Annotated in this window: 23 protein-coding genes; 12 read left to right on the top strand and 11 right to left on the bottom strand. The window is 56.6% G+C overall.

Features of this window, described 5'->3' with window-relative positions; genetic code table 11:
* Positions 1–8: 8 nt before the first annotated feature.
* Entirely contained in the window at positions 9–713 is a 705-nt protein-coding gene (locus tag A8710_RS12020) for a CHASE domain-containing protein (protein WP_082968661.1), read from the bottom strand.
* A gap of 261 nt (positions 714–974) precedes the next feature.
* Between A8710_RS12020 and A8710_RS04555 the strand changes: the two genes are divergently transcribed.
* Positions 975–1,814, top strand: a complete 840-nt coding sequence (locus A8710_RS04555) for a metal-dependent hydrolase (RefSeq protein WP_068858318.1) — start codon at positions 975–977, stop codon at positions 1,812–1,814.
* Between the two features lie 4 nt (positions 1,815–1,818).
* On the opposite strand, the gene A8710_RS04550 is transcribed toward A8710_RS04555, so the two are convergent.
* Complete coding sequence (locus A8710_RS04550) at positions 1,819–3,210, bottom strand: flavin monoamine oxidase family protein (protein WP_068858317.1); 1,392 nt, start codon at positions 3,208–3,210, stop codon at positions 1,819–1,821.
* A gap of 110 nt (positions 3,211–3,320) precedes the next feature.
* Here A8710_RS04550 and metG point away from each other — a divergent pair, with 110 nt between their 5' ends.
* From metG to A8710_RS04535, 3 genes are read left to right on the top strand one after another with little or no spacing between them, the layout of a single operon-like run.
* Positions 3,321–5,435 carry a methionine--tRNA ligase gene (metG, locus tag A8710_RS04545; RefSeq protein WP_068860580.1) on the top strand — a complete coding sequence of 705 codons (2,115 nt, stop codon included), beginning with the start codon at positions 3,321–3,323 and terminating at the stop codon, positions 5,433–5,435.
* Positions 5,436–5,437: 2 nt separating this feature from the next.
* Positions 5,438–5,728 (top strand): BrnT family toxin, encoded by a 291-nt coding sequence (locus A8710_RS04540; RefSeq protein WP_068858316.1) that lies wholly within the window; start codon positions 5,438–5,440, stop codon positions 5,726–5,728.
* 4 nt (positions 5,729–5,732) lie between these two features.
* Positions 5,733–5,933, top strand: coding sequence for a hypothetical protein (locus A8710_RS04535; RefSeq protein ID WP_068858315.1), 201 nt, complete (start codon positions 5,733–5,735; stop codon positions 5,931–5,933).
* Positions 5,934–5,960: 27 nt separating this feature from the next.
* Here A8710_RS04535 and A8710_RS04530 read toward each other — a convergent pair whose 3' ends face one another.
* Positions 5,961–7,130: a hydroxymethylglutaryl-CoA reductase gene (locus A8710_RS04530; protein WP_068858314.1), complete on the bottom strand. Its 1,170-nt coding sequence runs from the start codon at positions 7,128–7,130 to the stop codon at positions 5,961–5,963.
* A 112-nt stretch (positions 7,131–7,242) separates the two neighbouring features.
* Here A8710_RS04530 and A8710_RS04525 point away from each other — a divergent pair, with 112 nt between their 5' ends.
* The 3 genes from A8710_RS04525 to A8710_RS04515 all read left to right on the top strand — a co-directional run bounded on the left by A8710_RS04525 (position 7,243) and on the right by A8710_RS04515 (position 9,228).
* Positions 7,243–7,902 (top strand): alpha/beta hydrolase, encoded by a 660-nt coding sequence (locus A8710_RS04525; protein ID WP_068858313.1) that lies wholly within the window; start codon positions 7,243–7,245, stop codon positions 7,900–7,902.
* 16 nt (positions 7,903–7,918) lie between these two features.
* Entirely contained in the window at positions 7,919–8,260 is a 342-nt protein-coding gene (locus A8710_RS04520; RefSeq protein ID WP_068858312.1) for a zinc ribbon domain-containing protein YjdM, read from the top strand.
* A gap of 110 nt (positions 8,261–8,370) precedes the next feature.
* Positions 8,371–9,228, top strand: a complete 858-nt coding sequence (locus A8710_RS04515; RefSeq protein ID WP_157686292.1) for a metal-dependent hydrolase — start codon at positions 8,371–8,373, stop codon at positions 9,226–9,228.
* A gap of 84 nt (positions 9,229–9,312) precedes the next feature.
* Here A8710_RS04515 and A8710_RS04510 read toward each other — a convergent pair whose 3' ends face one another.
* Positions 9,313–10,215, bottom strand: a complete 903-nt coding sequence (locus A8710_RS04510; RefSeq protein WP_068858310.1) for an alpha/beta fold hydrolase — start codon at positions 10,213–10,215, stop codon at positions 9,313–9,315.
* Between the two features lie 10 nt (positions 10,216–10,225).
* Positions 10,226–11,677 carry an amidase gene (locus tag A8710_RS04505; protein ID WP_068858309.1) on the bottom strand — a complete coding sequence of 484 codons (1,452 nt, stop codon included), beginning with the start codon at positions 11,675–11,677 and terminating at the stop codon, positions 10,226–10,228.
* Positions 11,678–11,794: 117 nt separating this feature from the next.
* Here A8710_RS04505 and A8710_RS04500 point away from each other — a divergent pair, with 117 nt between their 5' ends.
* A complete protein-coding gene (locus A8710_RS04500) occupies positions 11,795–12,604 on the top strand; it encodes an RnfABCDGE type electron transport complex subunit B (protein WP_068858308.1) in 810 nt (269 codons plus the stop codon).
* Here the strand turns inward: A8710_RS04500 and A8710_RS04495 are convergent.
* The gene (locus A8710_RS04495) at positions 12,601–13,395 is read right to left on the bottom strand and encodes an SDR family NAD(P)-dependent oxidoreductase (protein ID WP_198341618.1); all 795 of its coding nucleotides are present in this window, start codon (positions 13,393–13,395) and stop codon (positions 12,601–12,603) included. The genes A8710_RS04500 and A8710_RS04495 overlap by 4 nt on opposite strands.
* Positions 13,396–13,471: 76 nt before the next feature.
* On the opposite strand from A8710_RS04495, the gene nth reads away from it, so the two are divergent.
* Positions 13,472–14,107 carry an endonuclease III gene (gene nth, locus A8710_RS04490; protein ID WP_068860578.1) on the top strand — a complete coding sequence of 212 codons (636 nt, stop codon included), beginning with the start codon at positions 13,472–13,474 and terminating at the stop codon, positions 14,105–14,107.
* Positions 14,100–17,039, top strand: coding sequence for a DUF748 domain-containing protein (locus A8710_RS04485; RefSeq protein ID WP_068858306.1), 2,940 nt, complete (start codon positions 14,100–14,102; stop codon positions 17,037–17,039). The genes nth and A8710_RS04485 overlap by 8 nt, the downstream gene beginning before the upstream one ends.
* Before the next feature lie 79 nt (positions 17,040–17,118).
* Here the strand turns inward: A8710_RS04485 and A8710_RS04480 are convergent, their stop codons facing one another.
* Together A8710_RS04480 and A8710_RS04475 are read right to left on the bottom strand one after the other, a co-directional pair.
* Positions 17,119–18,345, bottom strand: coding sequence for an argininosuccinate synthase (locus tag A8710_RS04480; protein ID WP_068858305.1), 1,227 nt, complete (start codon positions 18,343–18,345; stop codon positions 17,119–17,121).
* Positions 18,346–18,464: 119 nt separating this feature from the next.
* Positions 18,465–19,712: a GGDEF domain-containing protein gene (locus A8710_RS04475; protein ID WP_068858304.1), complete on the bottom strand. Its 1,248-nt coding sequence runs from the start codon at positions 19,710–19,712 to the stop codon at positions 18,465–18,467.
* A gap of 92 nt (positions 19,713–19,804) precedes the next feature.
* On the opposite strand from A8710_RS04475, the gene pyrC reads away from it, so the two are divergent.
* Positions 19,805–20,839, top strand: a complete 1,035-nt coding sequence (gene pyrC / locus A8710_RS04470; RefSeq protein ID WP_068860575.1) for a dihydroorotase — start codon at positions 19,805–19,807, stop codon at positions 20,837–20,839.
* The gene (rnt, locus tag A8710_RS04465) at positions 20,836–21,522 is read left to right on the top strand and encodes a ribonuclease T (protein WP_068858303.1); all 687 of its coding nucleotides are present in this window, start codon (positions 20,836–20,838) and stop codon (positions 21,520–21,522) included. The genes pyrC and rnt overlap by 4 nt, the downstream gene beginning before the upstream one ends.
* Here rnt and A8710_RS04460 read toward each other — a convergent pair.
* The 3 genes from A8710_RS04460 to A8710_RS04450 are packed head-to-tail and all read right to left on the bottom strand — an operon-like array spanning position 21,519 to position 24,608.
* Entirely contained in the window at positions 21,519–22,247 is a 729-nt protein-coding gene (locus A8710_RS04460) for a proteasome-type protease (RefSeq protein WP_068858302.1), read from the bottom strand. The genes rnt and A8710_RS04460 overlap by 4 nt on opposite strands.
* 16 nt (positions 22,248–22,263) lie before the next feature.
* The gene (locus tag A8710_RS04455; protein ID WP_068858301.1) at positions 22,264–23,190 is read right to left on the bottom strand and encodes an alpha-E domain-containing protein; all 927 of its coding nucleotides are present in this window, start codon (positions 23,188–23,190) and stop codon (positions 22,264–22,266) included.
* On the bottom strand, positions 23,184–24,608 hold the full coding sequence (locus A8710_RS04450) for a circularly permuted type 2 ATP-grasp protein (protein WP_068860573.1): 1,425 nt from the start codon (positions 24,606–24,608) through the stop codon (positions 23,184–23,186). The genes A8710_RS04455 and A8710_RS04450 overlap by 7 nt, the downstream gene beginning before the upstream one ends.
* Between the last annotated feature and the right edge of the window lie 258 nt (positions 24,609–24,866).

Below are 24,866 nucleotides of genomic sequence, written 5' to 3'. Positions count from 1 at the left end.
CAAACGCCTCATTTTTTTTTATTTGGATTATTTTTCGACACGACAAACGGATGATATATTGGCAATATAAACAATAATCCGTTATTAATTTTATTCTTATTTTGCACCAGCGTAATGGGCGGCGTCAGCATCGCACGTCCAGACTTTATTGCTTCCCCTATAGTTTTTAATCGACTAGGCTCTGATGCCAAATTGAGACCAATAGCCAATTTGTTTGAAGAAGAAGGCTCAAGATATTCAATAATCCAATTGTCGCCGTTATATGGAAAAAAGTTTTTTACTTTAAAATCAGCATACCCATCATTTCGTGTTAGATTTATAAATCTATCCAAATCATTTTGTTTTACTTTTCTTACAAATCCTAACCCGTTTGCGCCCGGAAATTCTTGTGCTACATTTCGATAAACAAAATAGTCTTTAAAGTTTTTCCTGTTGATATTTTCCAAACCAACCGAGTAGATAAGACTCCTCAAGTCCCGCAAAACAATCTCATAGCTAGATATAATGTTTTGTATCTTTCCTACGGCATATTTTGATTCACTTTCAAATTCTAGCTGAGCATTGTTTTTGTATTGAATATATATCAAATAACTAATACTAGAAGTAAGTAAAGTACCAACAACAAATAACGATAAAGCAAACGCTAATGGGCTATAGCTTCTTAGCTTCGAAATTAGCCACACCCTTGCATTTAATCTTCTAAGTTTTGTCATGGCCTAGCCTTTTACTTTTAATATGACTATTGCCTAGCCATTAAAATTTTTTAGATGGCTTTACACTACTGCGTCACTCGCTGCGTTGAACCCTTATTGCGTGGTAAGTGTGTATAGGTTTGGCGTATTGCACTTACAATGGACCACCTGGCCACAAATGACCGATTTACGGCAACTCACCGCCTACTCATCAAAAGACTCATCAGTCACGCTTCGATAGGTAGGGTTCTTACTACCCACTATTTAATTTCGAGGTACTACATGATCAGCAAAACGCCTCTGCCCATTACCGTTCGCCGCATGGACTTTGCTATCCCCGCGCTGCCGCGATACTGGTACAAAGGGAATGTGTGGATCACACACTTCATGAATGCACTCTCCACCACCTTCCCTGATGGTGAGCGCTTCTTTATTCATGCGGTTCGGAATTATGAAAACGAAATTACTGACCCAGAATTACGAGCTCAGATTCGGGCGTTCATTGGTCAAGAGGCCAATCACGGTAAAGAACACGAAGCCTTTAATCAGGCCTTAATTGATCAACACAAGTTACCGCTTGAATCCAAAATCACCTTCATGAAAAAAGCGCTGAGTTTCGCCAAGAAGCGCTATTCACGGCGGGAGCAGTTGGCCCTCACCGTGGGCTTTGAGCACTTCACGGCCATCTTGGCTAACCTCATGTTGAAACAAACGGATTTTGTTGAAGATATTCAAGGCGTCTATGCCGACATGTTTATGTGGCATGCCGTCGAAGAAACGGAGCATAAAGCCGTTGCTTTTGATGTGTTTACCGCCACAGAAGACGACTACTGGCTGCGAGTGAGGGGCATGGCGCAGGCCACATTCTTCTTCCTGCTGATTACGCTGCGTATGCAATACAGCCTGCTTAAACACGACAATCAGCTGGGAAACTGGCGAGATGCTCTGGGCTTCGCCAAGTTCTTGCTGGTGAAGCCGGGCATGCTGACTCGCATTATCCCAGAGTACCTAGACTTCTACCGTCCCGGCTTCCACCCCTGGCAGCACGATAATCGCCACCTCATCGCAGCACGTGTGAAAGCCTTGGAAAGCTATGCGTTAAAAGCGACTCAAGCAGCCTAGCCCATTAACGCTGCCGAGCAGCTAACACTTGCTCGGCAGCACGTTCCCCGGACAAAACAGCCCCTTCTAAATAGCCGGTCCAATAGCCGGGCAGCTCGGTTCCCGCCCAAAAAATCTGGCCGACGGGCCGCGATAAGGCATCGCGATATTGCGTTAAGGTCCCCACAGCAGAGATCGCCGTCGGCCCGCCCAGGCTATAACTTTCTTGCGTCCAATCTTGAACAATGCAGTTCAGTGGCGTCAGCGCCGCATCGCCAAAACAACGCGCAAATGCGGACAAGACGTGCTCGCGTAGTGCTTCGGGTGACATTTCTTGCGCTAAATCTAAATGCGCGCCCCCAATAAAGGCGAGTAGCGCGCCTTCATTGCCCTGCGCAGGGGATACATCAAAAACAAGATTCACTAAGCCATCCGCCAAAACGGCCGTGCCATTCAATCCGGCATCCCGCCAAAACGGGCGGTCATAGATGGCTTCGTACTTCATGAGCCGCCCCATTCGCATCTGCGACAAATGGCTAAGTTGCGCTTGCGGTAAAGCGGGCTCAAAGCCCAGGCTGGGCCGCAATAAGGGCGGAACGGTAACGATGACGTGCTGAGCCTGCCAAACACGCTCTCCGGCCTCGACGGTAATACCCTCGTCGTTTTGGCTGATGCGATGCACCGGGGCATTCAACACCACGGCATCCCCCAAGCTGGCTGCCAGCGCGAGCGACACGGACTGACTGCCCAGCGCAAAGCGCTGGTCTTGCGCACCGTCGATGCTCGCCGTTAGGCGATTAAACGTGCCCAAATGAGTTTCATCCCCCGCCGCCGCAATGTAATGCAGTGCATAGAGTAGCGACATCTCGTGGGCATTAGCGCCCCAGACGGTTTCAAACGTGGCTTCGGCCAACACACGGGTGCGCTCTTGCCATATTTGCTGACGCAGCCAGTCGCCCAGTGTTTGGCTATCCCAAGCTTGAGCGTTTGCCGCATCCCAAGGACGACCGACCGGCACGGTGGCGGACATAGCGTTCAGTCGATGTTCTAACTTCAGCAGATCGGGAAGAATGCGCCAATCATGGGGTGCCCCACTGGTGGAGATCAAACCCAGCAGCTTATCGCCATGCACCTTGCGGGAGTTGCCGACACAATACACAGAGCGCCCTTCGCGACCCTGAGCGACCGTTTTCAGGCCAAATTCTTTGGCTAAGGCCAGCATCCGATTTTGCGTTGGGCCTATCCAAGCGCCGCCGCGATCCACGGGCGTCTGCCCATGCCATTCCGTCCAGCTACGTCCACCAACGCGATCGCGTGCTTCTAGAACCTGCACGCTCACACCTTGCTGCTGTAGTCGTCGAGCGGCGCTCAAGCCCGCTAGGCCTGCCCCCACAATAATCACTTCTGGCATATCCATAACAGCTTCCCAACGTAGACGATTAACGACATGAGGTTTTGCAAGGCAGTGTAATGCGGCAGGGCGATGCTATCATTACCCACCTGTTTTCTGACCTAACGAAGTTGCTCATGACCCGTCGCCTGCTCGTTACCAGCGCCCTGCCCTACGCCAACGGCCCGATCCACCTCGGCCATCTCGTTGAATACATCCAGACCGATATCTGGGTGCGCTTCCAGCGCGCTCGCGGTCATGAAGCGCATTATGTCTGCGCCGACGACGCTCATGGCACCGCCATCATGCTCAAGGCCGAGCAGAATGGCCTGCCGCCAGAGCAGCAAATCGCCAACGTGAAGGCTGAGCACGAGCGTGATTTCGCCGGTTTCGGCATTCGTTTCGACAACTATCACTCCACGCACTCCGACGAGAACCGCGCCCGCGCCTCGCAAATCTACACTCGCCTGCGTGATGGCATCCCTGGCGCAGCGGCTGACTCACTACAGGCCGGTGGTCATATCGCCACGCGCGCCATCCGCCAGCTCTTTGACCCGGAAAAGCAACTGTTTTTGGCCGACCGCTTCATCAAGGGCGACTGCCCGAAGTGCGGCGCGCTGGATCAGTACGGCGACTCCTGCGAAGTCTGCGGTGCCACCTATTCGCCGACCGAGCTGAAGAACCCGCGCTCGACCATCTCCGGCGCCACGCCAATCGAGAAAGAGTCCGAGCACTACTTCTTTAAGCTGCCGAATTTCGAGGCCATGCTGAAGGCGTGGACACGCAGCGGCACCTTGCAGGAAGAAGTCGCCAACAAGCTTGCGGAGTGGTTCGAGTCCGGCCTCGCCGACTGGGATATTTCGCGGGATGCGCCCTACTTCGGCTTCGAGATTCCGGATGCGCCGGGCAAGTACTTCTATGTCTGGCTGGACGCCCCAGTGGGCTACATGGCCAGCTTCGAGAACCTGTGCGCTCGCCACCCGACGCTGCAATTTGATGACTACTGGAAGGTGGGCAGCGACACCGAGCTCTACCACTTCATCGGCAAAGACATCGTCTATTTCCACGCCCTGTTCTGGCCGGCCATGCTCGAAGGCGCGGGCTATCGCAAGCCGACCGGCGTGTTCGCGCACGGCTTCCTGACCGTGAACGGCCAGAAGATGTCGAAGTCGCGCGGCACCTTCATCCAGGCGCAGACCTACCTCAAGCACCTGAACCCGGAGTACCTGCGCTACTACTTTGCCGCCAAGCTCTCGGGCAAGGTTGAAGACATTGACCTCAACCTCGAAGATTTCACCCTGCGCGTGAACTCGGATCTGGTCGGCAAGGTCGTCAACATCGCCAGCCGCTGCGCCGGCTTTATTAGCAAGCGCTTCGATGGCCAGCTCAGCGCCGACTGTGCCGAGCCGCAGCTGCTCAATGACTTCATCGCCGCCGGCGACAGCATCGCTGCCCATTACGAAGCCCGTGAATTCGGCCGCGCCATCCGCGAGATCATGGTGTTGGCTGACCGCGCCAATCAGTACATCGACGAGAAGAAGCCGTGGGCGCTGGCCAAGGTCGAGGGTATGGATGCCGAAGTTCAGGCCGTGTGCTCAGTTGGCCTCAACTTGTTCCGCCAGCTCATGACCTATCTCGCACCGGTGCTGCCGGCCATGGCCGAGGCCAGCGCCGGCTTCCTGAATCTGCCCGACTTCCATTGGGAGTCCCGCCGTTCCCTGCTGCTCGGCCAGCACATCCAAACCTTCCAAGCACTGATGACTCGCGTCGATCCAGCGCTGGTAGCGGCGATGGTGGCGGACTCGACGGACTCGCTGGCCAATGCCCAGCCGGTTGCTGCTGCGCCGGCCAAAGCTGCCGCAAAGCCGGCTGATGCCAAGGCTTCGGCAAAGACCGACAAGCCCGCCGATACGGCCACGCCTGCGACCATCGGCATCGATGACTTTGCCAAGGTCGATCTGCGCGTGGCGCGCATCCTGTCAGCTGAGCATGTCGACGGTGCCGACAAGCTGCTGCGCCTGCAGCTCGATCTCGGTGGCGAAACCCGTCAGGTCTTCTCCGGCATAAAGAGTGCCTACCCGGACCCGCAGGTGCTGGTCGGCCGCCTTACCGTCATGGTCGCCAACCTCGCCCCACGCAAGATGAAGTTCGGCATGAGCGAAGGCATGGTGCTGGCCGCTGGCCCGGGTGGCAGCGACATCTTCCTGCTCACGCCGGATGACGGCGCGCAGCCGGGGATGGCGGTGAAGTAAGCATGAGTCTTCACATCGAGTGGGATCCCGCTAAAGCAGCATCCAACTTGAAGAAGCACGGCATCAGCTTTGAAATGGCCGCGGCAGTGTTTGCAGATCCACAAGCACTGACTATCCCGGACACAGAGCACAGTGATATCGAAGAGCGCTGGATCACGCTTGGTGAGATTGGACAGCAACGGATTGCTGTTGTAATACATACATGGCGTGACAGAGATCCAAGCCGGATACGCATCCGCATCATCTCTGCACGTTTAGCGACTGCGCATGAAAATCGCCAGTACAGAGGGTAAAGCCATGCAAAATGAATATGACTTCAGTCACGGGGAGCGCGGTAAATTTTTCCATGTTCGCGAAGAAATTTTGCTGCCTGTTTATCTCGATCAATCCCTGCAGCTAGCACTCATGGATTTGGCAAAAGCTCGTGGCGTCGAGCTTTCAGTACTGGCTAATACCTTGCTGAAGCAAGATATTGATCGATTGCAGACCAGTCTCTAAGGCTTCATGAGGCTATGCCGGCTCTGCTCAAGGCCGGTTGCGACCGTACTTGTCATGGCTCGACACCCACTGGTCCGAAACAATAGCCGACGCCAGTGACAGCTCGCCGCAGAGCACGGTGGCGGCGACGATCTCAGCCAACTTGCGGACCTTGCCCTCGCCATAGCAGCCCATAACCTCCAGACATTCGCGCTGAGTCGGTAATCCCGTACCGCCGCCATAGGTCGCCACAATCAACGCCGGAATCGTCACCGAAAAATAGTAGTCGCCATTCGCCTTCAGCTCGCCATGCACATAGCCGGCGGATGACTCCGCCACATTCGCCACATCCTGCCCGCAGGCGATGAACAGGGCGGTGATACCATTGGCGAAGTGCGCGCCGTTGTTGACCGAGCCGGCCATAAGGGCGCCCATGTTGGATAGCTGCCGCTGCTTGAACAGCGCCTCACCGCTGGTGTGCATAACTTCGCGCAGCAGCGCGGCCGGCAGCGTGACCTCGGCCACCACGCGCTTGCCGCGCGTGTGCAGGCTGTTGACCTGGGAGTGCTTCTTATCGGTATCGAAGTTGGCGGCCAGCGAAAAGTGCTCCAGGCCAGGCAGCTGCTGCGCCAGCATCCACTGGCAGGCGTGATGCGTGGCCTTGCTCACCATGTTCTGGCCGGCAGCATCACCGGTGGTGAAGTTGAAGCGCAGCCAGCGCATCTTACCCATGCTGAACTGCTGGATGTCGCGGAGTTGGCCTGAGCGCGTGGTCTCTTCCGCCGCCGCGGCGATCTGCGCGAAGTTGGCGGTGACCCAATGGCCGAAGTCGCGGGCGTGGCGGGCATCGCTGAACACGAAAATAGGCGCGCGCTGCATGGCGTCATCAATCACGGTCGTGCGCACGCCGCCGGCCTCGCGGGTCAGGCGCATGCCGCGGCTGTAGCTGGCCAGCAGCGTGCCCTCGGTGGTCGCCATGGGCACATAGAACTCGCCCTGCGCGTGCTCGCCATCGACCAGCAGCGGGCCGGCAAAACCCATGGGCATCTGCACGATGCCGGAAAAACCTTCGATATTGCCGGGTAACAGCGCCGGATCCAGCGAATAGCTACCGGTATGATTGAGCTCGGCGCCGGTCTCGGCCGTCACCACTGCGCGGCGAGCAGTGGCCATTTCGCGGGTGTAGTCGTTTTGCGCATCACGCGGCAATTTTCTCATGCGGAAATCCTCATCAAGCCATTTTAGCGATGGCGCAAGCAGGCAACACTCGTCGCGCCCTGTCAATCACCGCTACACTCCCGCACCTGCACTTCATCAGGATCTCTACACCATGCCCGCAGTCATCGAGCGCGAAACCGCGCCCAACCCAACCCTCAGCGTGATTTGGCTGCACGGCCTCGGGGCTGATGGCAACGATTTCGTTCCGGTCATTCCCGAACTGGGATTGCCCACCGATGCCGCCGTCCGCTTTGTTTTCCCCACGGCAAGCTCGATTCCGGTGACCATTAACGGCGGCTATGTCATGCCGGCCTGGTACGACATTCTCTCGCTAGACGGTGACCAGCGCGAAGTCGATGAGGCGGGCATCCGCGCCAGCCGCGACATCGTGCGAGACCTTATCGCCCGCGAGAATGCCCGTGGCATCCCCTGTAGTCGCATCGTGCTGGCTGGTTTTTCGCAGGGCGGTGCCATTGCCTGGATCGCCGGCCTCACCCACGCCGAGCCGCTAGCAGGCATCTTGGCCTTGTCGACCTATCTGCCCAGCCCGGCACTGCTGCGCGATGAGCTGAACGCGGACTGCCTTCGTACACCGATTTTCGCCGCCCATGGCAGCCATGACGATGTCGTACCACCTAGCATGGGACGCGCCGCTTGCGACGTGGTCACCGCCCTCGGTGGCCAGGTAGCCTGGCAGCAATACGCCATGGCCCATGCCGTCTGTATGGATGAACTCGACGACATCGGCACTTGGCTGCGCGCTCGCCTCTAACCCACGGAACATATAAATGACAACGCTCCCACCCTGCCCAATCTGCGGTTCTGCTTATACCTACGAGGATGGCAGCCAGCTGGTCTGCCCAGAGTGCGCGCATGAATGGTCAGCCACCGATAGCGCCGAAGCCGGTAACAGCGAACGCGTGATCAAAGACGCTAACGGCAATGTGCTGACGGACGGCGATACCGTCACCGTCATCAAAGATCTGAAGGTCAAAGGCTCATCGCTGGTGGTCAAGGTCGGCACCAAGGTGAAAAACATTCGCTTGGTCGATGGCGACCACGACATCGATTGCAAGATCGACGGCATCGGCGCCATGAAGCTGAAATCCGAGTTCGTGAAGAAGGCCTGAAACCCAATTAGGTTGGAAATACTCAAACCTTTACATTTGACACTGTTACATAGAACCGGTAAGTTCTCTCTTGTCGTGACGCTGTGGTCACGCTTATGAGAGTTCTTACCATGGGTACTAAAGCCGCACGCAAAGCCACGCCGGATGTCATTCAGATTAAACCGACCCGCATGGATTTCGCTTTCGATGCCAATCAGGTGCCAGACCACTGGGCCTTCAATGACCCGTTCTGCACCCACTTCATGGGCACGCTATCCACCCTTTTTCCGGTTGGCGAACGTTTCTTCGTCGACTCCGTGCGCGCCTTGCGTGAGCATGCAGGTGAAAATGTCACCGCCAAAGACATCTCTGGTTTCATTGGCCAAGAAGCCATGCATTCGCTAGAGCATGTGAGCATGAACCACATGCTGGAAGCCAAGGGACTGCCCGCGCTGCGTGCCGAAAAGTTCACCCTCGGCCTACTCAACCTGGGTCGTCGCATCCTGACCAAGCGTCAGCAGCTGGCCGTGACCGTGGCGCTGGAGCACTTCACCGGCATCATCGCCAACCGTTTGCTCACCGATACCGACACCATGAACAATCTGTCGAATGAGATGCGCCCGATCTGGATGTGGCATGCCATCGAAGAAACCGAGCACAAAGCCGTTGCCTTCGATCTCTACAAGCAGGTGCCGGGTAACAACTATGCTGAACGCGTGGTGTTTCAGGTGCTGGCAACGGTCATCCTCGCTGCCGTGGTATCGGCCTTCCAGCTGCAGTTCATGGCGCGCGACAAGCAGTTGTTCAACCTGCGCAGCTGGGCCTTTGGCCTGAACAAGCTGTTCGGCCGCAACGGCATCCTGAGCAATCTAACCAGCGAATATCTGGACTTCTTTAAGCCGGATTTCCACCCCTGGGATCACGAAAACAGCGCCCTCGTGGCCTACTGGCGTGAAAAGCTGGAGGGTGAGGTCGCGAAAGCGGCCTAATTCGAAAGCTCATTCCAGTAAATTCCGTACAAAGTAAAAGGCCGGCGGGGGAACCCAGCCGGCCTTTTCCATACTGCCGATTGCTTAGGCTTGCTTAGCGTTCACGATTAACGCATGCGTAATGCGCTCCCACACGCCAGGCGGCAGGTCGTGACCCATGCCCGGAATCATCACCAAACGCGCCTTGGGGATATTGCGCGCAATGGCTTTGCCGCAAGCAGGACGCACCAGCGGATCGGCTGTGCCGTGAATAACCACGGTGGGTTTATCAATACGACGCGTGAGCGGCTTCAGGCTACCGGTACCGATAATGGCGTTGAATTGACGCACCACACCGGCAGGATGATAGCTACGCGCATTCAGCTCGGTTGCCATGGCCACCAACTCATCCTGCGTAAACGGATACTTGGGGCTGCCGATGGTGCGCATGAACTTAGCGGAATGAGCGATGATCTGTTCGCGCGTAGCACCCTTGCCCGGCCCAGACATCAATGGCTTTAAGGCAGACGGCTTGGGCGGAGGTAAGAAGGGCTGATTGGTACTGGAGAAAATGATGCCGACTGAGCGTACGCGCTGCGGATACTTGGCCGCAAAGACCTGAGTAATCATGCCGCCCATGGATGCACCCACCACGTGCGCGCTAGGAATTTGCAAGAAATCGAGCAGACCACGTACGTCTTCCGCCATATCGTGCAGCGTATAAGGCACGGGGCTGGACAAGCCGAGTTGAGCACGCAGAAAGCGCTTCCACACGGGGCCGGTGACTTTTAAATGCGACAATTTGGTGGATAAACCAATGTCGCGGTTATCAAAGCGAACCACACGATAGCCCGCTTTCACCAGCTGCTCACAAAAGCCCAGTGGCCATAAGGTGAGCTGAGCACTCAGCCCCATAATCAGCAGAATGGTGGGATGCAGGACATCTCCCATATCTTCATAGGCCAGTTCAATACCATTAGCCTCGGCGATGCCACGACGAATTTCCATTTACTACTCCTTAACGCGCTACAGCGCCTTGAACCACAGGATAAGCCCAGCCACCCAAGGCTGTTTCGAGCGCCAGTGCTGCTGCCAGGGTCAGGTGATCGTTACCCTCTTTGGCAACCACCTGCACACCGGTGGGAACGCCCGCCGCGTTGAGGCCGGTCGGCACGGCCGTGACCGGTAAGGACAGGGCATTAAATACCGCGCAATTCACAAAGTTAAAGGGCGGCAACAAAGCCTTGTGGTGTTTAGGCGCCACCGTGGGATAGGTCGGTGTGATAAGCACGCCGTCATCGCCGAGCAAATCTTCCAGTTGAGCCTTCAAGGTGAGGGCCTCTGCTCGCAATTTTGCGGTGCGCGCCGGGGTCAGCTCGGGCAGGCGCTCAAATAGCGCCAACACCACCAAGGGGAAGGTGTGATCCGAGCGCTTTAATGCCAACTTACCAAACTCTTTCAGCGCCGGTACGGGGCTGCGCGAACCAAACAAGTGGTCTGCAAACGTGTGCTCACTGCCAGCAGTAGCCAGCATGGCAGTCCACAAGTCGCGAGCCTTGGCCATTAACGGCAAGTGCACGGCCTCAACACGAGCGCCGCGAGCCATCAGGGCTTGTACGGCACGATCGCGTGCGCCCATTTGATCGGCATCTGGCGAAATGGCTAGCTCACGAGCAAATTGCAGAACACGCAGGCGAGACACATCAACGTCGCCAACCGGCTTCAACTGATCCGCGCCATCACCCGCCATAATACGCAGCAGGGGTTCCAAATCTTCTGCGCGACGGCACAAGGGGCCTGTTGACAGGTGACGATCAATATTGCCGGAGGGGCCAGGAAATTGACCTTCATTTGGCACTAAACCCGGCGAGCACTTATGGCCAAAGACGCCATTAAAAAACGCCGGCATGCGAATAGAGCCACCCACATCCCCCCCTAAACCAAAGGGCGATGCGGCACTGCCAACAATCGCGCCCTCGCCACCCGAGGAACCGCCAACGGTACGCGAAGGGTCGTAGGGGTTGCGGCTTAAACCATAGACATGGTTATAGCTTTCCATCCACATACAGACTTCGGAGGTATTGGTCACACCCAGCGGAATTGCACCGGCTGCTCGCAGGCGCGCCACGGTAGGCGCATCCTCTGCGACCTTCAAGCCCACGCGGCTGACCAAACCCGAGGTATTAGGCATGCCTGCAAAATGGAAGCTTTCTTTGATGGTGCACGGTACGCCCAGAAAGGGTGGCAGCTGATCGAGCGTGCCCGCTGCGCGTGCCGCAGCAATTTCACGATCGGCATTCGCTGCTTCTACTCGGGCATCCGCAATACGCTCTACCACCACGGCATTAATGATAGGGTTAACCTGACGCAGGCGCTCAATATGCGCTTCTACTACCACAGCCGATGAGACTTCACCGGAGCGAATTCGAGCGGCTAATTGCGTTGCCGAGAGATGTAAAAGATCAGACATGGTCAATTGCCAGAATTAAAAGACGACCGACTTTGCCGTAGTCTGCGTCACGATGCAATAATCAACCCATTATTCCGCTGCCAGTGCGCCGATTTTTGACTTAAGCCAGCTCAGCCCATGTCGTCACCCACGCCCAACTCTCGCATCGCAACTGTCACGATCGACCTCGTGGATCGGATTGATGCCCTGCTGCCACAAACCCAATGTGGCCTGTGCAAAACGTCCGGCTGCCGTCCCTATGCCGAACAAATGGCTCAGGGCGAGGCCATCAATCATTGCGTACCCGGTGGCATTCCGACGATTCAGGCACTTGCCCACTTGTTACAGGTGCAAGCCCCGGAGCAGGTCGACCCCGACTATGGCATCACACCCAGCCATCGCTTGGTGGCTTTTATTCGCGAAGATGAATGCATCGGTTGCACCAAGTGCATTCAAGCCTGCCCGGTCGATGCCATTGTTGGCGCGGCTAAACTCATGCATACCATCATTGAGGCGGAGTGCACGGGTTGCAATCTCTGCGTGGCCCCCTGCCCCGTGGACTGTATTGACCTAGTGCCGGGTGCTGACATTCCGCTCACGTGGCACCCACCGCAGAACGAATCTGCTGATGCCCTTCAGCAGGCAAAAAATCGCGCCGATAAAGCCCGCGAACGCTTTCTGGCTCGTAATAGCCGCTTAGCCTTAGCAACAGAGGCGCTGGCTAAGCGCAAGGCCGAAAAAGCCAAGCCCGCGCTCACCGATGCCGAACGCAGCGCCCTGATGATTGCGGCCGCCATGGCGCGCAGCCAGCTCAAAAAAGCCGAGAAACAGCTCAGTGCCATACAAGCACGGGGGGAAACTAGTGAGGTATTGCTGGCGCAGCTGCCTGAACTGCGCGCAGCAGCCCAGGCAGCCCAGGACGCTTTAGAGAAATCCGCGCTGGCTTAATGAACCATCCGCGCGTGTTTGCCAAATAAATAGCGCAGACGCTCAGGCAAATGCTTGGTAAACGATGCCACGGCTTTGTTCACCACACCCGGCACACACACCGGCTCACCACGAGTCACCGCCTCCCAACCCGCCTTCACCACGGTCGGCGCATCCTGCCAAGCAAAGGCCGGCAACTGATTCGCCCACTCCCGTGTGCCTTGGGTGTCATGAAACTCTGTCCATGTGAAGCCCGGGCACAACGCCGTGACGTGCACGCCAGAGGGCTTCAGCTGCATGTCTAATGCCTGCGAGATATTCAACACATACGACTTAATGCCGGTGTAGAGCATGCCGGGTGAGTTGGGAGCGAAGGCGGACAAGGACGAGACATTGATAATGCGACCCCAGCCACGGTCAGCCATTCCCTGAGCAAATCGATGCGTCAGCTCGGTGAGTCCGGTAATCATCACCTCAATCATGGCGCGCACATTGTCGACGGGTAAATTCAGAAACGAGACCGGCTCGGCTAGCCCAGCATTGTTAATCAGAATATCCACTTGAAAATCGGCAGACTCCGCTGCTGCCTGGACCTGAGCTGCCGAGCCGACTACCGACAAATCCAGTGTGCAGACAATCGCTCGCACGCCATGCGTTGCCGACAGCTCATCGGCGAGCGCTTGCAGTCGCTCCGTGCGGCGCGCCACTAACATCACATCGTGCCCCTCAGCAGCCAGCAAGCGAGCAAATGCCTCGCCTAAACCCGCTGATGCGCCGGTAATCAATGCGCCCTTCCCGCTACGATTCGTCATCGTCATCACTCCTATTCATACCACTGCTTAAATTGCACGATAGAATGCCTGAAATTAAACATCTGTGTTGCCCGCCATGAATGCCGCTAAACGCCAGGAAATTTTTGCTCGCCTGCGTGCCGACAATCCGCACCCAACCACTGAGCTACATTTTCGCAATCCCTTTGAGTTACTTATTGCCGTATTGCTTTCGGCGCAAGCCACCGACGTTGGCGTGAATAAGGCCACGGGGCCATTGTTTGCCATCGCCAACACCCCAGCAAAAATGCTGGCCCTTGGCGTTGAGGGGCTGAAGCAGTACATCAAAACGATTGGCCTGTTTAACACCAAGGCGGAGAACACCATTAAAACCTGCCGCATTCTGCTCGACGAGCATGGCGGCGAAGTACCGGAAGACCGTGCCGCCTTGGAGCGCTTGCCCGGCGTTGGCCGCAAGACAGCCAATGTGGTGCTCAACACCGCGTTCGGCTGGCCCACTATTGCGGTGGACACGCATATTTTCCGCGTCAGCAACCGCACAGGCATTGCCAAAGGCAAAGATGTAGATGCCGTGGAAGCAGCGTTGATGCGCCACGTACCTCAAGAATTCCGGCAAGATGCCCATCATTGGCTCATCCTCCACGGACGCTACACATGCATCGCGCGCAAACCGCGCTGCGGAAGCTGCCGGATCGAGGACTTATGCGATTTCAAGGACAAGCAATATGACTGAAGCCACGGCTACACAAGGCAAGCAACTCAGTGGCGCGACGCCGAATACAGCGCCTAAGACACGCCCTCGCTGGCACATTTGGAGCCTTCGTCTGCTGGTCGCTTGGCTGGCATTTTGCCTGCTACTTTGGCTCGGCGGCCCACCCTTACTGAAACGCCTATTGCCTTGGGCGGTCGCGCAAAAACTACCCGTGCAGCTGAGTGTTGGCGACATCCGTCTCAATCCACTGCGAGGCGAGTTGGCGCTGCAACACCTAAAGATTCAAGATGGCAGCGATGTATTAGTCGCCGCTGAGCAGATTCGCGTCAACCTCTCGCTGGCCTCGCTCTGGCGCGGCAGCATCAGCCTCGATGATGTTGCGCTAATCGGCCCGGAAGTGAACGCCATCATCAACCCTGCGGGTGAGCTCAATCTGCTCAAACTGGTGCCCGCATCGGACCCTAACGAGCCGCCATCCAACCTGCGCTGGGCAATCGACCACTTTTTGCTGGATCAGGGCAAGCTGCATTTCCGCGACGAAAAGATGAAGCCGGTGGTCGATGTGCGCTTGGCCTCTAGCCGCATTGAAGTGCACGATCTGCGTTCCTATGCCAGCAAAGAAGAGGGCCGCATCGCCTTCAGCACACGTCTCGATGACGATACCGAGCTGACGTGGGATGGCCGCATCGATCTGAAAAACCTCAGCAGCCAAGGCAGGTTTAGCCTCGCCAATCTGCCACTCACCCGCCTGCAAGCCATGCTGCCGGAGCCGTTACCGCTGACCGTGAACAGTGGTCGGCTTGCACTGCAACTCCCCTATCAAGCCCAGGTCGTGAACGCTCAGGCCTCGGCGAAAATCTCTCAAGCGGCCCTGCAATTACGCGACCTCTCGCTGCGCCTTCCGCGTCAGCTTAAGCAACCACTGTTTGATCTACCCAGCCTAGACATCAGCCAAATCGATGTCGCTTGGCCGGCGCAGACGGTGCACATTGGCCAGATCAGTGCCGCCACCGCTGAATTGCAGATTCAGCGCGACAGCCGAGGTAATCTGCCCCTGCTGCAGGCACTGGCGCAGCCTAACAAGCGCGGCAATGCCAAGGCCGACGCTGCAGAAACTGCGGCCAAAACCACCGCCCCGGCAAAACCTTGGCAACTCACCCTAGATCAACTGGCTTTGACTGACTGGGCCATCCATTGGCGTGATGCCAGCACGCAACCCGCCATGAAAGCGACGCTGAACAACATTCATGTCAGCACGGGTCCCTTGCTCTGGCCAGCACCTAAACCACTGCCACTGCAAGTCACCGCGCAGCTCCAGCAAGGGCGCATCGCCATCGCGGGTGAGGTCGACATTGAGCAGCCATCCGTTAGCCTCAACCTGAGCAGCAGCGCCCTGCCGCTGACGCTGGCACAACCCTATCTTGCACAACAACTGGCCATCGAGCTCAAACAAGGCACCGCAAGTAGCGAACTGGCACTGAAATGGGACCCAGAATCGGGTGTGCGCCTGACCGGTAATGCGGGCATTTCTCAGCTCAACATCCTCAACAGCAAGGACCAGGTTCGCCTACTCGCCGCCCAGCGCCTGCAAATTAACGGGCTCAACCTGCAACTTGAGCGCAATCAGCTGCGTATCAACAACATCGATACCGACGGCCTCTTCGGGCAGGTGCTCATTTCTCCGGATCGTCAGCTCAATCTGGCGCAATTGGCCATCGCGCCCAAGGCCGAGGCCACAACACCGCCGCCTCCACCTGCTACTGCCAGCAAGCCGATGTCTGTCCGCATCGACACGGTAAGCGTTCGCCGCAGCGCCATGCTCTTTGGTGACCAAAGCATGACGCCGGGCTTTGCTACCGGCATCGAAAAGCTGCAAGGCCGCATTACCGGCCTCGACAGTCGTGATGTTGCCAGTGCCAAAGTCGATCTGAAAGGCGTGGTCTCACCCTCCGGCGAAGTCAGCATTCGTGGCCAGATGAATCCGCTTGCCAGCGACCTTAGCCTCGATATGGCCCTACAGTTCCGTCAGCTCGAACTGAGCAGCCTGACACCTTATGCCGCACGCTTTGCCGGTTACCGCATCGACCGTGGCAAGCTCGATCTCGACCTCAATTATCAAATTCAAAAGCGACAGTTGAAAGCCGACAACAAGGTGGTCTTGCGCCAGCTACGTCTGGGTGAAAAGGTCGATTCGCCGGAATCTATTGGCCTGCCGCTGAAACTGGCGGTCGCCATCCTGCGCGATGTCGATGACAACATCGACATCGATTTACCCCTGAGCGGCAGCCTCGACAACCCCGAGTTTTCTATCGGTCCGATTATCTGGCAGGCCTTCGTGAATTTGCTGCAACGCGCCATTACTGCGCCTTTCAGCGTGCTCGGCAACCTTTTGGGTGGTGATGGGGCAAGCCTCGGCGAAGTCCCGTTCGCACTCGGCAGCACGGAGCTCAGCCCGGCGGCTCGCGACAACCTTGGCAAGCTGGAAAAGGTACTGAGCGCACGCCCCGCCCTGCAACTTGAAGTACGCGGACTCAGCGATGCCAAAGCGGATCGTGCAGCTTTGCAGCGCCAGAAAGTCGACGCCGCCATTGCCCAGCGTCTGCAAGGCCGCAAAGACAGTCGCATCGAAGCCTTGGAATATTTGCTGCGTCAGGCCCAAAGCCGATCAGCCGTAAGCGCCCTGCGCGAGCTGTCGCAAGTGCCCGCGCCTAGCGGCAAAATGGAGCTCAACGAGGCCGGCTATGAAGCACGCTTAATGGATGCCCTTGCCGGGCTGCAAGTCGTCAGCGACAACGCGCTCAATGCACTGGCGCAGCAACGCGGGCGGGTCATTGTCACGGCGCTGCTGGAGAGCAAAGTGGTGCCGGCTGAGCGGATATTTTTGCTGGATCAGGGGCAAGGGGTAGCCACCGAAGGGATGTTGGTGGTGCCGCTCAAGCTGACTACGCCGTAGCCTAGTCCGCTGCCGCCGCGCTTATGTTTCTCGGGCATCCGTAGCCCAGGAAACATAAGCGCGGCAGGAGCGGCGGACATCACTTGCCGAGCAGTGCGCGTCCGTTGTTGGCGGCAATGCGCATACGCAGCGCATTGAGCTTAATGAAGCCGGCAGCATCGGCCTGGTTGTAGGCGCCACCATCATCTTCGAAGGTCGAGATACGCGTATCGAACAGCGAGTTGGCTGACTGACGACCCACCACGATGACATTGCCCTTGTACAGCTTCAGGCGAACCACACCGTTCACATGCACCTGCGAATTATCGATCAGACCCTGCAACAGCAGGCGTTCTGGCGACCACCAGTAGCCGTTGTAAATCAACGACGCGTAACGCGGCATCAGCTCATCCTTAAGGTGGGCGACTTCGCGATCCAGCGTGATCGACTCAATGGCACGATGCGCCTTGAGCAAAATCGTGCCGCCCGGCGTCTCGTAGCAGCCGCGCGACTTCATGCCGACATAGCGGTTCTCGACCAAGTCGAGACGGCCGATGCCATTGGCACCGCCGATCTGGTTGAGATTGGTCAGCACGGTGGCTGGGCTCAGCTTCTCACCATTGATGGCAACCACATCACCGTTCTCAAAAGTCAGATCGATATAGGTAGCAACATCGGGAGCCGCTTCCGGGGCCACCGACCAGCGCCACATGGACTCTTCGCACTCGGTCCACGGATCTTCCAGTACGCCGCCTTCATAAGAGATGTGCAGCAGGTTGGCATCCATGGAGTACGGCGACTTCTTGCCGGCCTTGGCGAAATCAATCGGGATATCGCGGGTCTTGGCATAGGCCATCAGCGTTTCACGCGAGGTCAGATCCCATTCACGCCACGGCGCGATGACCTTGATGCCCGGCTTCAGCGCGTAAGCACCGAGCTCGAAACGAACCTGGTCGTTGCCCTTGCCGGTGGCACCGTGCGAAATGGCATCAGCACCGACTTCGTTGGCGATCTCAACCAAACGCTTAGCGATCAGCGGACGCGCAATCGAGGTGCCGAGCAGGTATTCGCCTTCGTAGATGGTGTTGGCGCGGAACATCGGGAACACATAATCGCGCACGAACTCTTCGCGCAGATCTTCAATGAAGATGTCCTTGATGCCCATGGCCTGAGCCTTGGCGCGTGCCGGCTCGACCTCTTCGCCCTGACCGAGGTCAGCGGTGAAGGTGACGATTTCGCAACCGTAGTTGTCTTGCAGCCAGCGAACGATGACGGAGGTGTCGAGACCGCCGGAATAGGCCAGAACGACCTTCTTGATGTCAGCCATGAATTGAACTCACGCGCAGGAGAAATAAGGGGGCAAACGCTGAAACGGGTTGCAGCGAAAGCAGGCGGCAAATTGTACGCGAAACAGCGCGTCGCGGGGAACCGCTGCAAATCTTGGCATTAGCCCAGATCGTTCACCACAATCTGGTGGCGACCGCTCTCTTTCGCCGCATACAACGCAGCATCGGCCAAATCAATGAGCTGCGACGGTGCTAAATGAACATCGGGCACGATGCTGGCAACACCAATACTGACACTCAGAAAGCGCCCTACCGACGAGGCTTTGTGTGGAATTTGGCGGTTATCCACATGGCTCAATAACTCCTCGGCGACTTCATTTGCGCCCTCACTAGAGGTGTTGGGCAGCAATAGAACAAACTCCTCACCGCCATAGCGTGCCGCCAAGTCACCGGCTCGCCGGGCCAAGGGCTTCATGGTGGCAGCGACTGCAACCAGCGCCCTATCGCCTTCGAGATGCCCATAACTATCGTTGTAAGCCTTGAAGTGATCAACATCAACAAAGATTAAGGCCAGTGACTGACGCTCACGTCGAGCACGTTCCCACTCCACCATAAACGTATCGTTGAAGTGGCGGCGATTGGCTAAACCGGTCAAACCATCTTCACGTGCCAACTGCACCATGCGCTCGGAGAGTCGGTTGAGCTGACGCTTTTCCAGCTCAAGCAAGCGTGACTGCAAAAACAAGCGACGATCGCGTATTTCGAGCACATAGGCATTGCCACAGCCCACTAGATTTGCCATGACGCCGTACTGCATCAGCGTACTCACTTCCTTGGTTTCACCGGTCACATAAAGAATTGCAAGCGATGCCAACAGGCTGCATCCGCCAATAGCTGCCGCCTGCAATAACCGCAAGTTAGCCACGCCATAAATGATGAGCAGCACGTAAATCATGAAATAGGAGGATTGCTGTTGCAGCGAGTCATCGATGTAAAAGGAGGGCCCTATGGTGAGCGAGATCAAGGCAATCACCGAACCCGCTGTGACATACCAAATGTGGTAACGATCCAGCGCTTTAAAGCGTATGCACGTGGCCACCAACACCACAGCAATCCCCGTGGCCGTAAACAACCACAGCGTGACTTGGAAATCTTCAGGGAACTGACGTAACCGCCAAGGTGCCGCAAATTGCTGAACCGCCAAGACCACAGAGCAAATATAAAGAAGAAAAACCATCCAATAACTTTCACGCAGCGTCGCTACCGCACGCTGGTGCATATACTCGCGAACATCTGTCTCTAGCGGCTTAGGAAAGCGCAAAACACCGAATTTATGCGACAAGAGCTCGCGTATGGTGTCGTACTCAGCCTCCCAGGCTGCTGCTTTTGTGGATTTATCGCCTGCCATATTTGCACTCAATGTCATTGCGACCTTTGCCGACTCGTCGCCATCCGGTAGCCTATGCGTCTTTACTGCGTTTGACGACCCCTGGAATGGCCATGCAATCTCTGACTATTACACGCCCCGACGACTGGCACGTGCACCTGCGCGATGGCGAACTGCTCGCTCACACCGTCCCGGCGATGGCCCGTTACTTTGGCCGCGCGATCATTATGCCCAATTTAATTCCGCCTGCGGTCACGCCCGAACAAGCCGGCAGCTACCGCGAACGTATTTTAGCTGCCCGTCCCGCAGGTTCCAGCTTTGAGCCGCTGATGGTGCTGTACCTCACTGAAGGCACCACGCGTGATGACATTTTGCGCGCCAAGGCCAGCGGCTTTGTTCATGCCGTCAAGCTTTACCCTGCTGGGGCAACGACTAATTCACAATCCGGCGTGACCGATTTAAGCAAGGTCGATGCCGTTCTTGAAACCATGGCAGAAGTCGGCATTCCGCTGCTAATTCATGGTGAAGTGACACACAACCACATTGATATTTTCGAGCGCGAAAAGGTCTTTCTCGACACCGTGTTGGCGCCGCTGGTGGATCGCCACCCCACCCTGCGCGTCGTACTGGAACACATTACAACCGGCGATGCCGTGGACTTCGTCAAAGCCGCACCCGACCGCGTTGCCGCCACCATCACCGCGCATCACCTGTTATTCAATCGCAATCACATGCTCGCAGGGGCTATTCGCCCGCACTTCTATTGTTTGCCCATCCTCAAACATAGTCGCCACCAAGTCCGCTTACTGGAAGCAGCCACCAGTGGCAGCCCGAAGTTTTTCCTCGGAACCGACAGCGCACCGCATGCGAAGGGGGCCAAGGAAAGTGCCTGCGGCTGTGCCGGTAGTTACACCGCGCATGCCGCTATCGAGCTCTATGCCGAAGCCTTTGAGTCGGTTGCCGCGCTCGACAAACTGGAAGGCTTCGCCAGCTTCTTCGGGCCAGACTTTTACCGCCTGCCGCGCCATCAAGACACCATCACGCTGGTTAAATCGGCGTGGACTGTCCCCGCCAGCTACCCCTTTGGCACTACGGAAGTTGTCCCCGTGCGCGCCGGTGAAAATATTAGCTGGCAGGTGCACGCGTGAGTGAATTTGAGACGGCCCCCGACCTCGACACACTCGCCAGCAACCCGGCAGTTAAAGCGCGCTTTCGCGGCTTTCTGCCGGTGGTGGTGGATGTTGAAACCGCCGGTTTCGATGCGGGAACACATGCCCTGCTAGAGGTCGCTGCCGTCGTGGTATTACCTAATGCAGAGGGGCAATGGCAGCCAGTACAACGCTTCCATGCCCATCTGAAGCCCGAGCCAGGTTTAGTACTGGACCCTGCAGCGCTGAAGTTCAACGGCATTAACCCCAACCATCCACTACGCCTAGCGGTGAGCGAAGCGGATGCCTTGAAAACCATTTTCGCGGCATTAAAGAAAGTTCAAAAAGACACAGGCTGCAAGCGCTGCATCTTAGTTGGGCACAATGCCAATTTTGACTTAGCCCACCTCAATGCGGCCATTGATCGCCAAAACTTAAAAAATCAATCGCCCTTCCACCCGTTCTCCGTGTTTGACACGGCCACTCTCGCAGGGCTGGCCTATGGCCAAACGGTGTTGGCTCGTGCGTGCGAGGCGGCAGGCTTGGCATTCAATCAAAGTGAGGCGCACTCGGCGCTCTACGATGCGCACATCACCGCGGAATTGTTTTGCGGCATCGTGAATCGGTGGGAAATGGCTTACCCGTTTGCTGAGTCCGCGAGCGACGACGTCACCAGCGATTAATTAGCCCAGTCAGGATCTGCCAAACGCGCAAAGGTCTCGCGAAGACCTTGCGACCACGTTTGGCGAATCATCTGATAATACGGGTCCATTTCGCCAATGCGTTGCTTACTGCTGACCTGAAAACCATCACGACGATACAGCAGCAAATCAATGGGCAAGCCCACCGACAAATTCGAGCGAATGGTCGAGTCAAAGGAAATCAGCACACACTTGCTGGCTTCCTTCAGCGGTGTTTGAAAATTCACAACGCGATCAATAATGGGTTTGCCGTACTTCGCCTCGCCAATCTGAAAATAGGGGGTATCCACGGTGGCCTCAATAAAGTTGCCCTGCGGATAAATATTGAATAAGCGCGGTGGCTCGCCACCTACCTGGCCGCCGAGCAGAAACGACGAGCCAAAATCTACGCCACTGGCGTGCTGACCGGAGTCACGCGAAATCACTTCGCGTAACAACTGACCGATTTCTACCGCCGCATCATAGAGCGATCGCACCTGCAAAATGGCTGGCTGACCGTCATCACCCACTCGCTGCCGCAGCAAGCTCAGGACGCTTTGCGTGGTCGCCAGGTTGCCCGCCGACATCAGCACCAAGACCGCCCGGCCTGGCGCCTCCAAAACAGTCATCTTAGCGAATGTGGCAATGTGATCGACGCCAGCATTCGTTCGGGTATCGGAGGCCATGACCAAACCTTCGGCCAAGTTGAGGGCAATACAGTACGTCATGGGCAGGTGGTTTCCCTTAAGTTTCTGCCCAATAGGCTTGGGCAATGGCTTCGCCAATAATAGCAAAATCAATGATGAGTTGATCGAGCACCGCCACAGGGTCGGCAGCAAAATCATCGTGCCATGAGCCAAAACGCAAGCGCGCATAGCCTTCTGCCACTAAACGACGCACTTCTCTCGCCTGCTCACCCTGAATTTGCGCCAGGGTCTCATTAATTTCGGCAAAGCAAGCATGCAGGGAGCGCGGCAAGTCCTCGCGCAACACAAGCAACTCGCCAATATGGTCTACGCTGAGGCTGTCTCGGTAACTATCGCGATAGGCCTCAAACGCCGATAGCGAACGCAGTAGAGCGGCCCAAGCGTAGTAGGAGGGTCGCCCGGTTTGATCCGGCGCGGCAAAAGCTTCTAGGTGATAACGAAAGAGACGCGCGGTGTTGTCGGCGCGCTCCAAGTAAGTACCGAGGCGCGAGAAATGAAAGGCGTCGTTGCGTTGACTCGTCCCGACCAACACGCCGCGATACAGATGCGAGCGCTCTTTCACCCACTCCAGAAACCGACTGAAGCCCTGACTGCGTAATTTTGCACGGGTCAGACTTTTCATTTCTAACCATGTGGCGTTTACCGCCTCCCAAAGCTCCCCAGTAATGGTACCGCGCACCACGTGCGCATTCTCACGCGCCTGCTTCAACGAGGCATAAATGCTGGACGGGCTATCGTGCTGCAACATCAGAAAGTAGGCGATTTCTTCCGCATTCAACGGTTTGTTGGTCGCCATGAATTGCTCGCGCAAATCAATGATATCGAGGGGCATGGCAAGCACTGACTCATCCGCTCCTGGCATTAAGGTCAGTTGCTGACTGACATCGAGTAGTCGTGCCAAATTTTCTGCGCGCTCCATGTAACGCGCCATCCAAAACAGGCAGGATGCGGTACGGCTTAACATGCGCGATCCTCCACAATCCAAGTGTCTTTGGTGCCGCCGCCCTGAGACGAGTTCACCACCAGCGAGCCCTCTTTTAACGCGACACGAGTCAAGCCGCCAGGCACCATCACCACTTCCTTGCCAGACAGCACAAACGGCCGCAGATCGAGATGCCGTGGCGCCACCCCACTTTCGACAAAGGTCGGGCAGGTCGACAAAGACAGCGTGGGCTGCGCGATAAATTCGCTGGGGTTGGCCAAAATACGCAGTCGATAAGCTTCGATTTCCGCCTTTGAACTGGTCGGCCCAATGAGCATGCCATAGCCACCCGAGCCATGAACTTCCTTCACCACCAGCTCAGGCAAGTGATCCAGCACATATTTAAGATCATCCGGGTTTCGCAGCAGCCACGTGGGCACATTCTGCAGAATCGGCTCTTCGGTCAGGTAGAACCGAATCATGTCCGGCACGTAGGGGTAGATAGATTTGTCATCCCCCACGCCGGTGCCAACGGCATTGGTAATGGCCACACGACCGGCACGATACACGGCAAGAATGCCGGGCACGCCAAGCACAGAATCAGGGTTGAAAGCCAATGGATCTAGGAAGGCATCATCAATACGGCGGTAAATCACATCCACGCGCTTGGGGCCGGAGGTGGTGCGCATCCACACATAGCCATCACGCACAAACAGATCGGGCCCCTCTACCAGCTCCACACCCATTTGCTGAGCCAGGAAGGCATGCTCAAAGTAGGCGGAATTGTAGCGGCCAGGGGTAAGCACAACCACCGTTGGACTATTGGCACCCGAAGGCGCAGCCGCTTGCAGCGTCTCTAGCAACAGCGTGGGGTAATGATCCACTGGAGCGACGCCATGCGTGGCAAATAGTTCAGGGAACAACCGCATCATCATCTTGCGATTTTCGAGCATGTACGACACGCCACTGGGTGTGCGTAGATTGTCCTCAAGCACGTAGTAGGTGCCGTCATCACCACGCACCAAATCGATGCCCGCAATATGCGCATAGACCTGATTCGGGAGCGTAATCCCGACCATGGCCTGCTGGTAATCGGCATTTTTCAAAATGATATCGGTCGGAATCACTCCCGCCTTGAGGATTTTCTGCTCATGATAAATATCGTGCAGAAAGAGGTTCAAGGCGAGTGCACGCTGACGCAGACCGCGCTCCAAAACGCCCCATTCTGAGGCAGGAATCATGCGCGGAATGGTATCAAAGGGAATTAACCGCTCTGCACCCGCCTCATCACCATACACCGCGAAGGTGATGCCAACACGGCGAAACAGCAGATCCGCTTCCTGACGCTTCTGCGCCATCTCCTCGGCCGGGCGTTGCGCCAACCACTCAGCATAGTGACGGTAATGGGGGCGTACCTTGCCAGTACCGGCGTACATCTCATCAAAAGGGGTTGCAATCACACTCATGGCATTCCGTCCTGGTTACCAAGGTCTCTTTGCAAGCCTTGTGCCATGTAATGGTGCATTTTTTGAGGGTGGCTCCTGCGGGAGGAAGATGCTTTTAGCGGGCTAGAATGCCCGCTAAAAGCATCTTCCTCCCGCAGGGACGGCAGCTCTTGATCTCTGCAGCATTTCAGGGATTCTGCACAGGGAGTTTCAACTTCCGAGGTGTGCTGAGTTTCGGCACCCGTACGCTGCCCTGAAAGCATAAGGCCTTGT

Origin of the sequence: Perlucidibaca aquatica (assembly GCF_001676655.1) — a bacterium.
Classification (GTDB): Bacteria; Pseudomonadota; Gammaproteobacteria; order Pseudomonadales; family Moraxellaceae; genus Perlucidibaca; species Perlucidibaca aquatica.
The sequence above is the reverse complement of the archived record's forward strand: the minus strand, read 5'-3'. Positions and strand labels throughout refer to the sequence as shown.